A 13,849-nucleotide genomic window follows, 5' to 3' on the forward strand; every position below is an offset into this window, starting at 1 on the left:
TCCGAGGATCGCTTCGGCTTCAAGCCCGCTTGCGACCGTGCTTCACCACTTCGTGAAGCTCAGACGTAGCGGTCGGCCGGCTTGCCGTTGGCGAAGTTCGGCCGCATCGCCAGGCGGGCGGCCTCGAACGCTTCCCATTGCCGGACATCAGGCAGCGGGGGGATGGTCACCGCCTCTCGCCGGTCGAAGCCGGCCAGAGCGGCGTCCACCAGGTCATCAACCTCCATCAGGCCATCGATCTCATCGATGTTGCGGCCAGAATGCCGCCAGATGTCGGTGCGGGTGGCGCCCGGCAGCACCGCCTGCACATAAACGCCGGCAGGCCCGAATTCATGAGCGAGGGATTGCGAGAAGGTGAGCATATAGGCCTTGGTAGCCCCGTAGATGCCCGAGGTGAGTTCGGTGGCAAGGCCAATCACGGAGCCGATATTGACGATCGCGCCCGTGCCGCGCGACGCCATGCCGGCAATGGCGGCGCGGGCCAGAAGGGTCGGGGCCGTCACGTTCAGCCGGATCAGCGCTTCCAACTCCGCATCGGCGACCTTCGCGAAGCTGGACGCGACATTCGCACCGGCATTGTTGATCAGAATGTCGATCGGCGCACCCGACCGGATGCGGTCCACGACCCGGGCGACCTGCGCCGGGTCCGTGAGATCGGCGGTGATCATCTCGGCCTGGATGCCGTATCGGGCGCGCAGGTCGCGGGCAAGCGCCTCAAGCTTATCCGCGCTGCGTGCAACGAGCACGAGATCGTGGCCACGGGCCGCGAGGCGATCGGCATAAACGGCGCCGATGCCGCCGGAAGCGCCGGTTACGAGAGCGGTGGGCATCATAATAGTCTCCCTGGTTGATCCTGACGGTCTGCGTCAGTAATAGATGATGATCGTCATCTTGATTAGATGTTTATCATCATCTATGTGTCAAGGCACGAGGAGTTAAACATGCGCAACAGCCAAGCCATGAAGGACAGGAACCGCCGCCGCATCCTCGACGCCGCCGCCCCCCTCTTCCGCGGGCGCGGCGTGCAGGGCGTGTCCGTCGCTGACGTGATGCAGGCGGCGGGAATGACCCATGGAGGATTCTACCGGCACTTCGCCGACAAGGACGATCTCGTTGCCGAAGCGCTCGTCAACAGCGCGGCACAGCGCGCGGAGGAGCGGCAGAAAGCCGGGCTGAACGATCTTGCGGCCTATGCCACGGCCTATCTCTCGCCCGCACACCGCGAACGGCGTGCCGAAGGCTGCATGTTCGCCGCGCTCGGTTCGGAGGTCGTGCGGGGGCCGGATGGTGGACGGCACGCCATGACTGAGGCGATGCGCAACCTGGTCGAGACGCTTGCCGAAACCGCTACTGGGCGGAATGCACAGGAACGCCGTCAGGCAGCGCTGGCCAGCTGGTCCGCGATGGTCGGCGCGCTGACCCTGTCGCGGCTCAGTGACGATGCTGCGCTCGCCGACGAGATTCTCGATGCCACCCTCAAGCTGATCGTCACTCGCCTGAGCCGCAAGGTGCCGCCGACCGGTCTGACGGCGGCAACGACCTCGTCATCGGCACCAGCCGAACCGCAGGATTCACCCTGCTAACCTTCGCAGCGCTTCGGTAGCGGTTCCCGTTTCAAGATCACCAGAGATGGATGCTTCCGCCCTGTTTGGCTCATTCCTCTTTGGCTCGATCGAGTGGCCGAATCGGGTCGTCATGAGGTCAGTGGCCCACTGTTCCAGCCTGTCCGGGATTCCGAGTGAGGCTTCGGCGGTTATCGGGCGAAGGGCGGTGTCGGTCTCATAGGCTGTGTGGCACGATTCAGCCTGGCGATCTGGCTGGATTAGGCTCTTGAGGAGGCGGCAGTCCGTTATCCACCAGGAGAGCCAAGTGCGACCCGCCCCAGCGCTGCAGCCGAGACGGTGCCAACCCAGCGCGACCAGCACCTCCGGACCATCGCGGAGCGCAATGCATGGGTGGGCAGAAGGCCTCTGCTTACAACACGCACGCTTTGGCCGAAGCGAACATCAGCAGACTCAAGCGCGCCATCGGCGGCGCGTTGCATTCGGGCACCGACGAGCACCGTGGGGCCGAGGTGGCCGTCGCTGTAAGGGCGCTGAACCGTATGCTTGCGCTTGGGCGCTCGAAATATGTCCGCATCGCGAGATCGTGCATGCCCCGCAGTTCGATGTGTTGAGAGGCCGGTCCATGCAACGCAGTCGAGCGGGTCCGATGTTCACAAACCACTTGCCGCTAACCTCCTGATTTGACCGTCGCGCCGCCGGCTTTTGAGAATGGCCGGCGTCTGGATCCACTCGGATCAACCCCTAGCTGTCTGGTCGCGGAACATTGTTGGGATCCGGTCGGGCTGGCTATCCTGGACCATCGCCGGTTCGAGTGCCTGCCACGCGCTGTCCTGGGACGGAGGTGAGTTATGCACCAGATCCATGCGAATGCCCGCACCACTCCGGCCGTCAGCGCCCAACCGTGCCAATGTTGCCGTCCAAAGGCGCGCCATAATGCACCGCACCAGGCTCAGAGCCATAGCGCAGGATGTACACCGGGCCGCCGGCATGGGCCGGCTGACCCTTCCCATACGTCACTCTGTAGCTGTCACTTCCAAGATTCTCGACAGTCGCGACATCCCCGCCGATGGCCGGTTTGCAGTTCATGTTGTAGGTGATCCCTCCACCTTCCCCGCCGGTATTGCCGGCTACCTCACAACTCATCAGCACTCCGGTTGTTTGGGCGCTGGCCGGGGCAAAGAAGCCTAGCGCAAGAGCCATGGGAGCGGCGCTCAGAGCGCTGCAGGTTCTCATCGTCTTCATCCTTTTCTTGTATGATGAACGAACGTCATTCGGGCGGCTATTCTCATCCCCTCCCGGCAGAGGAAGCTCAGAGGCTGGTGCCTGAACTCCGCTCGCGGCGCCAACCAGGGAGGACGCCTGTGCATGAAGGATGCAGGCAACCGAGCATCCGAAGATCCTCATCCGGGTCAGCCCCGAGTAGCCCTCATCGCCTGCTATGAAGATCAGGCTTTTCTGACTCATCGAGGCTGACGTCGCTTATGCCGTGCCGCGCCGCGCCCCGCCATTATGCTATGGTATTGCCGGTATCAGCCGTATGGACACTTCGAAGAAGCTGGCTGTTGAGATGCTGCGCCGCTTCAACAGCCCTGGGGAGTGGAAGCCGGGGAATGGCGGCTCAGCCTGGCTTCTCCGATGCCGATGAGCGGTATGCAGCCCTTTCTGCGACGGGAGGCCTCGATACCCCAGCTCGAGTTCAAGCTGGGGATCGATGACCCTTGGCCTGCATAACGCAGTACCGGACGCCGGGACGATCTGGCTCTACCGAGGACGGCTCGGACAGGCGCCCTGCAGGCATATGCGTCGCTCCGCCGTGTCAGCGTGTCCTGACCTCGACGGCCAGAACCTCCTCGTCGGCTCGTGCCTGGTAGCTGAAACGGGCTTGCCCGGCATTGACCGAGCGCAGCAGGCCAACGCCGATGATCAGGCTCTCGTCCACCGTGCGCTGCATCAGGCCACGCAGTTGCTGCGCGCGTGAGGCGTCGTCCAAGGTCGCACGGGCACGCTGGATCAGCGCATCCGTCTCCGGCGAGCCAAGCCCGGTGAAGTTCAGCGTCCCGAGGCCCGGCACCGTACCGGCAGAGTGCAGCTGCGAGCCGAGCAGATAGGAGGTCTCGCCTGTCAGGGAGCCGAAAGCCGTGACGAAGGCCCCGTATTCACGCTTGTTGCGGCGGGTCAGGAAGGTGGCCTGCGGCACGATCTCGACCGTGGTACGGATGCCGATACGCGTCCAGGCGGAAGCCATTGCCTGGCAGATCCGCGGCGTCCGGGTCGGAGAGCAGAACAGGTTCAGGCCAAAGCCCTGCGGGAAACCCGCCTCGGCCAGCAGGGCTCTGGCGAGGTTCAGGTCCTGGCCTGGCACCTGGCGGTCAGCAAGGCCACCGAAGATGAAAGGCGGCGCCGGCTGGTCCGTCGGGTCGGCATACCCCTCCATGATCTGCCGTGCGATCGCTTCCCGGTTCAGTGCCAGCGACATAGCGCGGCGGACCCGGATGTCACGCATGGGGTTGCGGCCTTCCGCCTCGACGCCAGGCGGGTTCGGCCGCTCCACGTCGAGATAGAGATTCGCCGCATAGACGGAAGGGCCGTCGAACAGGGCGAAGCGCTGGTCGCCCCCGATGCGGGGTGCGTCCTGCAACGGGACGTTGTTGATGAAGTCGACGTCACCCGCCAGCAGGGCCGCGACGCGGGCGCTGTCCACCGGAATGGGAACCAGGCTCGCGGTTTCCCAGGGAACCGTGCCACCCCACCATGCGTCGTTGCGGCGCATCACCAGCGGCGCGTTGGTGGACCAGCTTGCGACCCGGAAGGGGCCGGTGCCGATGGCGGCCGCGCCACTGTTGAACTCGGCATTGCCCTTCTCCGCGACCGAGCGCGGGACGATGAAGATCTGCGTCAGGTTCGTCGGCAGAATCGGCAAGGGCCCGTTGGTGCGAACGCGCAGGGTCAGATCGTCCACCGGCTCCACAGCCGTCACACCGGCCAGGTAGATGGTGTAGGGATTGGGGTTGCCCGGCACGCTTGGCACCCGCTGGAAGGAGGCCGCGACATCCGCCGAGGTCAGCGGGGAGCCGTCGTGGAAACGGACGCCGGGGCGCAGCCGGAACTCCCATGTCGTGTCGTCCAGCACCCGCCAGGACTGCGCCAGGCCAGGCTTCAGCTGCATCCGCGCGTCGCGGGTTACCAGCGTCTCATAGATGTTCCGCAGGGCGCCGGTATTGGACAGATTCAGCAGCCAGTGCGGGTCCAGCGTACTGGGCGGGGACTGGATCCCGATCCGCAGGTCCTGCGCCATGGCCGGCGCGGACAGCAGCATGGACAGGCCAAGGGCCAGTCGTGGCAGCATCTTCATGCCATCATCTCCTTGTTCATGCCGGCAGTCCGATTTCCGCAGGGCATCATGCAGGCCGGTCAGTAGAGCTGGCCGGGTGCCAGGACGTTACGCATCTCCGCAAGCCGGCCGTCGAGCCAGCACAGCAGATTCTCCCGGAAGATCGCCGCGATGCGCGCATTCTCGCGCGAGACGGTGCTGGCGGAGTGCGGGCTGATCAGCACGTTGGGCATGGCCCAGAGCGGGTCCTCCGGCGGCAATGGCTCGGGCTCCGTGACGTCCAGCGCGGCAAAGCCGACCTGGCCGTTGCCCAGGGCGGCGCGCAGCGCCGCGTGATCCACCACGGCACCGCGGCCGATGTTCACGAAGGCCGCGCCGGGGCGCATGGCGGCAAAGGCGCTGGCGCCGAACAGCCCTTCCGTCTCCGGCGTATGGGGCACGGTGACGACCACGGCATCGGCCGCCGGCAACAGGTCGAGCAGGCCGGACACCGGCGCGATCTGATCGAACAGCGCCGCATGGGAACGCTCCTGCCCGGGCCGGCGGACCAGTGCGACCACCCGCATGTCGAGCGCCTTGCCGATGCGGGCGCAGCCACGCGCCAGGTCGCCGCCTCCGATCAGCAGCAGCGTGCGGCCGGCCAGGTCCTCTCCGCAATAGCGTATCCAGCGCCTCGCCTCCTGCTCCCGCCGCAGGTGCTCCAGGCCACGGACATGCTGCAGAAGCGCCATGAAGACCCATTCCGCCAGCGGCCCCGCATGGACGCCGCGCGCGGTGGTGACGGTGACGCCACGCTCCGCCAGGCGGAGCTTCGCCGCCAGAGGTCCGACACCCGTGCTTGTCGCCTGGATCCAGCGGAGCCCCGGCATGCCGTCCAGCAGTTCAGCCGGCGGAAAATCCCACAGGATATCAGCCCGCGCCAGCAGCGCCCGCCAGGCTCGCTCCTGTGCGGCATCGCGGGTGAACGGCGCCCCTTTGTGGTCGGCGGTGTAGCGGACAGGCGGCAGCAATCCAGGCTCGTGCAGCACCTCCAGCCGATCGGGCGCGACCTCACGCAGGGCCGCGACATGCTCCGCCTCCAGTGGGCTCGCGATGACGATGGTCTGCCGCCCGCTCACCGCCAGGCCTCCGGCAAGAGGTCGTGCCCGGGTGCCGCAGTCTTCTGTGTCGGAGCGCTCGGCGCCGGCCTGCTGGCGCCGGTGGTCAGGATGCCGGCGCTCACGCCCGGGTCCACCTGGCCACGACAGCATCGGGCAATTGTCTCAGTCATGGCCGGCTCCTCTCCGCCGCGGATATGGTCACGCGCCGCCATGCTCGGCCCGGCCGTGTGTCCAGAAAAGGGGGCCGTAAGCCCGAAGTTTCCCGGTATGTGGAAAGCCGCTCCTGGTGGGAACGATAACGGCGTACCCGGCGGCTCAGCCGTGGCAGGCAGCGACGATCTCATCCGCAGTACGGCGCATCTCGTCGATCAGGCGGTGCGGGTGGATGGCGTCGATCTCCGGCCCGACGAGGCCAAGCGACAGCTCCGGCTCGCCCGCCGCAGCAGGGATCACCAGGCCGAGGGCGTTCACACCGGGATGCCGGAAGCTCTCGGTGACGGCAAATCCATCCTGGCGTGCCCGATCCATCCGGCGCCGCAACAGGTCGGGCGCATGACGGTGAAAGCGGCGGTAGCGATGGTCATTGGTATGCAGCAGCTCCTCGGCTCTGGCCATGTCCATGCTCGCCAGCAAGGCCACGCCGCCAGCGCCGATGCCGATCGGCAAGCGCGTGCCGACCGTTCCCCTGATGGCCATTCCCGAGGCCGGAGGAGTCACTCGCTTAAGATAGACGGTCTCCCAGGCGCTTCGCTGGTTGAGCACGGCGACAGCGCGGACACGGGCAGCAAGGTCGCGCAGAGGTTCCTCGGCCGCGGCGTAACGGTCCATCCGCGCTGCGGTGACAAGGCCGAGTTCAAAGAGCTGAGGCCCCAGCATGTAGCGCTTGCTGTCCAGCTTCTGCAGGAAGCCTTCTTCGACCAGGCAGGCGAGCAGGCGATGAGCGGTCGATGTCTCCAGTCCCGTGCGACCGACTAGTTCTGTCAGCCGGAGCCCAGTCTCATCGGCCGAGCCGACTTCTTTCAGAAGGATCAGAGCACGCCGAAGGCTTCCTGTTCCCTCCTGGCGGGAGCGGCACGATAGGGTCTTTGGCATCAGCGTAACCACCGGGCATTCCATACGATCTACTCTGGCTTCAGCCAGGATGAAGCAAGGGGGATGAGAGCACGCCGGCAATGCGCCGCAAACGCCCAATCCAGGGTGACTGCCCGCTGACGAGAGGGGCTTCACGCACGCCCTGGCGCCGCGCGCCGGCCGGCTGGTTTCCAAAACCGCCGCCCCCTGCCCTGCACAGGCTGTCCACCCGGTCATCCACAGCTCTGTCCCCGTGATCTGGGGACAAGTCCTGGCCGGTGCGGCGGGACAGGAACCCTTCGGTGCGGGGCCGGGCCTTCCAGGCACGCGTCAAGTGGATAGAAGCTGGCGGATCGGAGCTTACGCTCTGGCGGTGCCTCCCGCCTCATGTCCTGGTCCGGGCCGCGATACTGCCGCTGTCACCATGAAGATGGTAAGGTCTGGCATATCCGTTGCATGCGATAGCGCGTGCGGCAGAATCCGTCGCTCACCTCTGAGAGGCCACCATAATGCGTATTTCCTTGGCCAGCCGGCACGGGCTGGCACGACTGGCCCTTGCCGCCACTTTTGGCGTCACGCTGGCGGCCACCGCGGCCTCCGCCCAGGGCCAGCAACCTCATCAAACCCTGCGGGTGGTGCTGATCAACGACCTGACGGCCATCGACCCGGTCCTCTCCCAGGCCGCCCTGGTACGGAACCATGGCTTCTTCGTCTATGATCAGCTCTTCGCTTTCGACAGCGAAGGGAAGGCGAAGCCGCAGATGGTGGATCGCTACACCGCCTCACCGGATGGCATGCACTATAGTTTCGTCCTGCGCGACGGGCTGGTCTTCCATGACGGGCAACCGGTGCGCGCGGCGGATGCGGTGGCCTCCATCAGGCGCTGGGCGCAGCGGGATATCGTGGGCCGGGCGCTCGCCGCCGCCACGGCCTCGATGGATGTCGTGGATGAGAAAACATTCACCATCACCCTCTCCCGCCCCTTCGCCCTCGTTGTGGAGGCGCTGGCCCGCCCCACTGGCAGCGCGCTGTTCGTGATGCCGGAGCGGATCGCCAGTACGCCGGCGAATGTGGCCATCACCGACCCGACCGGTTCAGGCCCCTTCACCTTCAGCACCAGTGACTGGCGCGTGGGTGACCGTGCCATCTACCGCCGTAACCCGGCCTACAAGCCGCGGGCCGAGGCGGCGGACGGGCTGGCCGGAGGCAAGGTGGTGAAGTTGGAGACCGTCGAGTGGCTGGCCATGCCGGACCCGGCCACGGCCGCCGCCGCCCTTCAGAATGGCGAGATCGACTTCATCGAACAGCCGACGCCCGATGTCGTGCCCACGCTGGAACGAAACCGGCAGGTGCGGACGATGGCCTATAACCCCGTTGGCTTTCAGGTCTGGCTACGCCTCAACCACGCCCAGCCTCCCTTCAACGACCCTCGTGCCCGGCAGGCACTGTTGCACGTCATCAAGCAGCAGGATGTGCTGGACGCCATGGGCGTGCGCGCCTCCGAGCAGATCCCGGACTGTCCGGCGTTTTTCTTCTGCGGCACACCTCTGGAAAGCCGCGCGGGCGCCGTCGGGCTGGGGACGCCTGACCTGAACCGCGCCCGTGCCCTGCTGAAGGAGGCGGGTTACAATGGCGCGAAGGTGGTCTTCCTGAATGCCACGGACACGCCCCTGAACAACGCATCCACCCTCGTGCTCGCCGATGCCATGCAGCAGGCGGGCCTGAACATGGACGTGGCCTCCATGGACTGGGGCACGCTGACGCAGCGCCGTAACCGGCGTGAGGCGCCGGAGGCCGGTGGCTGGAACCTGTTCGTTACCGTAGCGAATGTTCTGGACGGGCAGAATCCGCTGACCAACCAGTATCTCGCGAGCACGGGTGACGCCGCACCTGCGGGCTGGCCAAAGGATGAGGAGCTGGAAGCCCTGCGCCGCTCCTGGTGGGAGGAAAGTGACCCGGCGAAGCGCCAGACCATCCTGGCTCAGGTGCAGGCACGAGCTTTCCAGGTTCTTCCCTATATCCCTGCCGCGCAATTCCGCACGCTGGCTGCTTATCGCAGCAATGTCGAAGGGCTGCAGCCGACCACCGTCCCGGTGTTCTGGGGTGTGGAGAAGAAGCAGTAGAAGGCGGGGACGGGGGGGTATTCCCCCCTCCCCTTCCCCGGGCTCTGCCAATCTTTCAAGGTCCCTTCCGTGTATGAGAGGCACGGCGCGCAGCTGTGTATGGCGACATCTACTCCGCCTGGCTGTTGCTCAGGGAAAGAGATGCGGCCACTCGATTGCTGCCGGAGCAAGCCTGTAAGTCGTGCCATCCGGTATCGCGTCGCCAGAGACGCCTCGTGTTGCACAAGTGCTCGTTTCACGGCGTAGCGGTTCCTCAGTAACCGTCGTCTGGTCCCCCTCCAGTTCAGCGCTTGACGTGACCTGCTGCCCTGGCCGTCTGTGCCGGGTTATCCTGCATGCCGGTTGGGGGTTGAGGCGGGATGGCGGGCGAGGACGATCTCCGGGAGCGGCTCCGCAAGATCGAGGCGTTGATCGCAGGTGCAGGAACGGCGGGTGAGCGGGAGGCAGCCGGGGCGGCGTTGGAGCGGGTCAAGGCGCGCCTGGCCGAGCAAGCCCGCTGTGACCCGGCCGTGGAGCAGCAGTTCTCGATGCCGGACAGTTGGTCCCGGCAGCTCTTCGTCGCCCTCTGCCGCCGCTACGGGCTGAGGCCCTGTCGTTATCCCCGCCAGAAGCGCACGACGGTGATGCTGCGTGCGCCCAAGGGCTTTCTTGATACGGTCCTCTGGCCCGAGTTCCTGGAACTGGAACTGGAGCGGGCGCTGCGGGCGCACCTGCAGGGCGTGGCCATGCGCATCATCCATGACGCGGTCCATGCCGATACCAGTGATGCGGAGGAGGTAAACCCCGCCTTGCCGGGGTTCTGATGGCTACGCCGCTGCGGCGGTGTCCCGGCCCCAGTTCCAGGGGAGAAGGGCATCAAGCCCGTTCGAGCGCATGTCGCCGCGGACCATCCGCTGCAGCACGTCGGTCAGCCACGCCTCGGGTTCAACGTCATTCATCAGGGCCGTCCGGATCAGCGTCGCGATGGCCCAGTTCGCGCCACCTGCCGCGCTGCCCGCGAACAGCGCTGCCTTGCGGGTGACGGCCACGGTCTGATCTGCCGCTCCACCGTGTTTGTATCCATCTCCAGCCTGCGGTCCTCGAGGAACCGCACGAAACCGCCCCAGTAGCGTAGGCCGTAGCGGATGTCCCCGGCGAGTTTGGAGCCCTGGCTGAGGCGATCCAGCTGTGCCCGAAGTCAGGTCTCGAGGGCGGCGACCAGCGGCGCGCTCCTCTCGCGACGGATGGCGCGACGCTGCTCCGCCGAGCGGCCGCGGATCTCGCGCTCGATCCGGTAGAGCTCCCTGATGCGCAGCAAGGCCTCGGCGGCGATGGGCGACTTCGTGCCCGCATGAACCTCGAAGAATCGTCGGCGCAGGTGCACCCAACAGAAGGCCAGCGTCACCGAGCCGTCGTGGCGCTCCCGCCGCATGGCCTTGAACCCGTCATGGCCGTCGACCTGCAGCACGCCCCAGAACCGGCCGAGATGAGCGGCGGGTCGCGCTCCCTTGCGGTCCGGTGCGTAGGCATAGGCGACCGCCGGAGGAGCCCGCCCCAGCCAGGGGCGGTCATCGACGGCATAGGCCCGGAGGGCACCCTTGCGGGTTCGCCCGCGACCGCGCTCCAGGGTGAGGAGCGGCGTGTCATCGGCAAAACACCCGTCCTTGTTTCCTGATATGCTCCAGGACCCTCTCGTAGAGAGGCCGGAGCCACCAACACGCCGCCCCGACCCAGTCGCAGAGGGTTGAGCGGTCGAGCCCCCACCCCGCTGCGGCGGAGGATCGCCACCTGGCGGTACAGCGGCAGGCCATCACCGTATTTCGAGACGAGCACATGCGCCAGCAGCGCCTAGGTCGGCAGCCCGCGCGTCACCGCGTGCTCCGGGGCAGGCGCCTGATGAACACCGCCCACGCAGCCACGACAGGCCAGGCGCGGGCGGACGGTCACCAGCACCCGCAGCCTCGCGGGCACGACGTCGAGCCGCTCTGACCGGTCCTCGCCGAGGACGCGCATGTCGCTGCCGCAGCAAGCACAGGTCCGGCTGGCGGGTTGACCTGAGCCCTGAAGTTCCTCCGGTCTGAGCTAGAGTCCTTGGTAATTGTTTGCCGCCGCGGGAGTGGCGTTGGCAAGGGCTTCTATCATCCGGGGCGTGATGGCTCGGCTGCCGATCTCGGCGGGTGTGGCGCCCTGGTGGGCCGAATGCGGCCGGACGTGGTTGTAGTCGGTCTGCCACCTGGCCAGCACAGCCCGGGCGTGAGCGAGCGAGGTAAACAGGGTCTCGTTCAGGCATTCGTCGCGCAAGCGGCCGTTGAAGCTTTCAACGAAGGCGTTCTGTTGCGGCTTTCCAGGGGGGGAGTGTCAGAAATTTCGTGTGCGGCGGAGCGGTTAAACACGCTCAGGCCATGGCGCGGGTGAAGCGTTCGCCGAACAGGACGGCGAACTGAGCCTTGGCCATGGACCATTCCCGCGGCGGCATGGTCCACTCCTTCTCCGCCCGGTGCAAGACCAGATACAGAAGCTTCAGGGCAGCCTCATCCGTGGGGAAGTGCCCTCGGCCTCGGACCGCCCGGCGCAGCTTTGAGTTCAGCGCCTCGATGGCATTCGTGGTGTAGAGAAACCGCCGGATCTCGATGCTGAACGCGTAGAACGGCACCACCTCGGTCCAGGCACGGCGCCAGCTCTGGCCAATGGCGGGGTACTTCTGGCCCCAGAAGCCCGCTTCGAAAGCGGCCAGGGCCGCCTCGGCGGCTGTGGCGTCCACTGCCTGGTAGATGGCCTTCAGCGCCGCGGCCACCGCCTTGCGGTCCTTGTAGGCGACGAAGTCCAGGCTCTGCCGCAAGAGGTGGACAATGCAGGTCTGCACCACCGCTTCCGGGAACACCGCCACGATCGCTTCGGGAAAGCCCTTCAGCCCGTCCACCACGGCCAGCAGCAGGTCCTCGACACCCCGGCCGCGCAGCTCGTTCATCACCCGGAGCCAGAACTTCGCGCCCTCATTCTGCTCCAGCCACAGGCCCAGGATCTCCTTGCCGCCGTCGGCCCGGACGCCGAGCGCGATGTGCACGGCCTTGTTGCGTACCAGCCCTTCGTCCCGGATCTTCACCCGCAGCGCATCAAAGAACACCACTGGATAGACGGGCTCCAGCGGCCGGTTCTGCCAGGCGGCAATCTCATCAAGCACGGCATCCGTCACAGCGCTGATCAGGTCCGGCGAGACGTCGATGCCGTAGAGTTCGCGCAGGTGACCCACGATCTCCCGCGCGCTCATGCCACGGGCGTACATGGAGATGACTTTGTCATCGAAGCCGGGGAAGCGCCGCTGATACTTGGCGATCAGTTGTGGATCGAAGCTCGCCTGCCGGTCCCGCGGGATCTCCAGCGCCAGCTTGCCGCTGTCGGTCACCACCGACTTCTGACCATAGCCGTTGCGGCTGTTGCCCTCGCCACCCTCTCCGGCAAGGTGGTGGTCCATCTCGGCGTTCAACGCCCGCTCGGCGAACGCCTTTTTCAGCTCATCCAGCAGGCCGCCCTGCTCGAAGGCTGATCGGGCATCGGCACCGGCCAACAACTGGTCCAGGATCGCATCCGGAATCCGCGGCTCTTTCCGTCGGGCCATGGGAGGTCTCCTTTGTCCCCACTATGCCCCGCCGCACACGAAATTTCTGACACTCCCTTCCAGGGGCGATATAGTGCCACTCCACCTGCCGGTTCTGGCTCCACTTCAGGATGGCGTTGCTGGTGAGCTCGGTGCCGTTGTCGCTGACGCACACCAGGGGACGACCTCGGCGCGCCATCACCCTATCCAGTTCGCGGGCCACCCTGACGCCCGACAGCGAAGTGTCGGCCACCAGCGTCAGGCACTCACGGCTGAAGTCGTCGACAACCGCAAAGATGCGGAACCGTCGCCCATCGGCCAGCGCATCAGACACGAAGTCCAGCGACCAGCGCAGGTTCGGTGCCTGCGGCAACACCATCGGCGCCCGCGTGCCCACGGCCCGCTTCCGGCCACCCCGGCGTCGCACCTGCAGCTTCTCCTCGGCATAGAGCCGCCGTAGCTTCTTGTGGTTCAACCGCGTGCCTTCGCGCGCCAGCAGAATGCCCAGCCGCCGATAGCCAAACCGGCGGCGCTCAGCCGCCAGTTCCCGCAGCCTTGCCCGAACCGGCGCATCGTCAGGACGCCGGGCTCGGTAGCGGATCGACGTCCGGTCGGCGCCGAGCAGCAAACACGCCCGCCGCTGGCTGATCCCGTGCACCTCTTGGGCATGGGCCACCGCCGCCCGCCTGGCTGCGGGCATCAGTACTTTTTTGTGGCGAGGTCCTTCAACACGGCGTTGTCCAGCATCGCCTCGGCCAGCAGCCGCTTCAGTCTGCCGTTCTCGTCCTCGAGCGTCTTCAGCCGCTTGGCTTCCGACACACCGAGACCGCCATACTTGGCCTTCCAGGCATAGAAGGTCGCTTCCGAGATCCCGTGCTTGCGACAGAGATCCGCCGTCTTCAGCCTAGCCTCCTGCTCCCGCAGAACCCCAATGATCTGCTCTTCCGTGAACCGTCCGCGCTTCATGTCCGTCTCCAAACGGGTGACAGACTCTACCTCGCCTTGGCGGAAATCTTGGGGCTCAGGTCAGGACATCTGGTCTAGCGTCAGTTCATTCCAGGTGAACAAGCCTTGAGAAGGCCGGG

General features: G+C 66.2%; 10 protein-coding genes and 6 pseudogenes. 3 read left to right on the forward strand and 13 right to left on the reverse strand.

What is annotated here, in order from left to right:
- Nucleotides 1-59 precede the first annotated feature (59 nt).
- The gene (locus IAI58_RS17155; protein ID WP_208776161.1) at nucleotides 60-830 is read right to left on the reverse strand and encodes an SDR family NAD(P)-dependent oxidoreductase; all 771 of its coding nucleotides are present in this window, start codon (nucleotides 828-830) and stop codon (nucleotides 60-62) included.
- 69 nt (nucleotides 831-899) lie between these two features.
- Here IAI58_RS17155 and IAI58_RS17160 point away from each other — a divergent pair, with 69 nt between their 5' ends.
- Nucleotides 900-1,583 (forward strand): TetR/AcrR family transcriptional regulator, encoded by a 684-nt coding sequence (locus IAI58_RS17160; RefSeq protein WP_237182948.1) that lies wholly within the window; start codon nucleotides 900-902, stop codon nucleotides 1,581-1,583.
- An 870-nt stretch (nucleotides 1,584-2,453) separates the two neighbouring features.
- Here the strand turns inward: IAI58_RS17160 and IAI58_RS17165 are convergent.
- The 4 genes from IAI58_RS17165 to IAI58_RS17180 form a co-directional block, all read right to left on the reverse strand.
- On the reverse strand, nucleotides 2,454-3,029 hold the full coding sequence (locus IAI58_RS17165) for a hypothetical protein (protein WP_207451095.1): 576 nt from the start codon (nucleotides 3,027-3,029) through the stop codon (nucleotides 2,454-2,456).
- 352 nt (nucleotides 3,030-3,381) lie between these two features.
- A complete protein-coding gene (locus IAI58_RS17170) occupies nucleotides 3,382-4,917 on the reverse strand; it encodes an ABC transporter substrate-binding protein (protein ID WP_207451097.1) in 1,536 nt (511 codons plus the stop codon).
- A gap of 59 nt (nucleotides 4,918-4,976) precedes the next feature.
- Nucleotides 4,977-6,014, reverse strand: a complete 1,038-nt coding sequence (locus IAI58_RS17175; protein WP_207451099.1) for a D-2-hydroxyacid dehydrogenase — start codon at nucleotides 6,012-6,014, stop codon at nucleotides 4,977-4,979.
- Nucleotides 6,015-6,311: 297 nt separating this feature from the next.
- Entirely contained in the window at nucleotides 6,312-7,100 is a 789-nt protein-coding gene (locus IAI58_RS17180; protein WP_207451101.1) for an IclR family transcriptional regulator, read from the reverse strand.
- A gap of 476 nt (nucleotides 7,101-7,576) precedes the next feature.
- Between IAI58_RS17180 and IAI58_RS17185 the strand changes: the two genes are divergently transcribed.
- Together IAI58_RS17185 and IAI58_RS17190 are read left to right on the forward strand one after the other, a co-directional pair.
- Nucleotides 7,577-9,190 carry an ABC transporter substrate-binding protein gene (locus IAI58_RS17185; protein ID WP_207451103.1) on the forward strand — a complete coding sequence of 538 codons (1,614 nt, stop codon included), beginning with the start codon at nucleotides 7,577-7,579 and terminating at the stop codon, nucleotides 9,188-9,190.
- A 359-nt stretch (nucleotides 9,191-9,549) separates the two neighbouring features.
- Nucleotides 9,550-9,993, forward strand: a complete 444-nt coding sequence (locus tag IAI58_RS17190) for a hypothetical protein (RefSeq protein WP_207451105.1) — start codon at nucleotides 9,550-9,552, stop codon at nucleotides 9,991-9,993.
- Between the two features lie 3 nt (nucleotides 9,994-9,996).
- Here the strand turns inward: IAI58_RS17190 and IAI58_RS17195 are convergent, their stop codons facing one another.
- The 8 genes and pseudogenes from IAI58_RS17195 to IAI58_RS17230 all read right to left on the reverse strand — a co-directional run.
- The gene (locus IAI58_RS17195) at nucleotides 9,997-10,218 is read right to left on the reverse strand and encodes a transposase domain-containing protein (RefSeq protein ID WP_207451106.1); all 222 of its coding nucleotides are present in this window, start codon (nucleotides 10,216-10,218) and stop codon (nucleotides 9,997-9,999) included.
- Nucleotides 10,143-10,847: pseudogene (locus IAI58_RS23105) on the reverse strand (IS66 family transposase). The gene IAI58_RS17195 and the pseudogene IAI58_RS23105 overlap by 76 nt, the downstream one beginning before the upstream one ends.
- Nucleotides 10,813-10,917 (reverse strand): annotated as a pseudogene (locus IAI58_RS23515) (hypothetical protein); the annotation flags it as partial. The pseudogenes IAI58_RS23515 and IAI58_RS23105, both read right to left, overlap by 35 nt.
- A gap of 25 nt (nucleotides 10,918-10,942) precedes the next feature.
- Nucleotides 10,943-11,002, reverse strand: a pseudogene (locus IAI58_RS23520) (hypothetical protein); the annotation flags it as partial.
- Nucleotides 11,003-11,017: 15 nt separating this feature from the next.
- A pseudogene (locus IAI58_RS23525) lies at nucleotides 11,018-11,197 on the reverse strand (IS66 family transposase zinc-finger binding domain-containing protein); the annotation flags it as partial.
- Between the two features lie 54 nt (nucleotides 11,198-11,251).
- Nucleotides 11,252-11,518: pseudogene (locus IAI58_RS17220) on the reverse strand (integrase core domain-containing protein); the annotation flags it as partial.
- Nucleotides 11,519-11,564: 46 nt separating this feature from the next.
- A complete protein-coding gene (locus IAI58_RS17225; RefSeq protein WP_208776107.1) occupies nucleotides 11,565-12,785 on the reverse strand; it encodes an IS256 family transposase in 1,221 nt (406 codons plus the stop codon).
- Nucleotides 12,786-12,831: 46 nt separating this feature from the next.
- Nucleotides 12,832-13,730, reverse strand: a pseudogene (locus IAI58_RS17230) (IS3 family transposase); the annotation flags it as partial.
- Nucleotides 13,731-13,849 lie beyond the last annotated feature (119 nt).

It is taken from the genome of Roseomonas marmotae (genome assembly GCF_017654485.1).
In the GTDB taxonomy this organism is placed as follows: domain Bacteria; phylum Pseudomonadota; class Alphaproteobacteria; order Acetobacterales; family Acetobacteraceae; genus Pseudoroseomonas; species Pseudoroseomonas marmotae.

Bases quoted from the DNA above. Each gene is read 5' to 3' on its own strand.
- IAI58_RS17185 (WP_207451103.1), top strand. From the start codon at position 7,577: ATGCGTATTTCCTTGGCCAGCCGGCACGGGCTGGCACGACTGGCCCTT.
- IAI58_RS17170 (WP_207451097.1), bottom strand. From the start codon at position 4,917: ATGAAGATGCTGCCACGACTGGCCCTTGGCCTGTCCATGCTGCTGTCC.
- IAI58_RS17190 (WP_207451105.1), top strand. From the start codon at position 9,550: ATGGCGGGCGAGGACGATCTCCGGGAGCGGCTCCGCAAGATCGAGGCG.
- IAI58_RS17225 (WP_208776107.1), bottom strand. From the start codon at position 12,785: ATGGCCCGACGGAAAGAGCCGCGGATTCCGGATGCGATCCTGGACCAG.
- IAI58_RS17160 (WP_237182948.1), top strand. From the start codon at position 900: ATGTTTATCATCATCTATGTGTCAAGGCACGAGGAGTTAAACATGCGC.
- IAI58_RS17155 (WP_208776161.1), bottom strand. From the start codon at position 830: ATGCCCACCGCTCTCGTAACCGGCGCTTCCGGCGGCATCGGCGCCGTT.
- IAI58_RS17165 (WP_207451095.1), bottom strand. From the start codon at position 3,029: ATGAGTCAGAAAAGCCTGATCTTCATAGCAGGCGATGAGGGCTACTCG.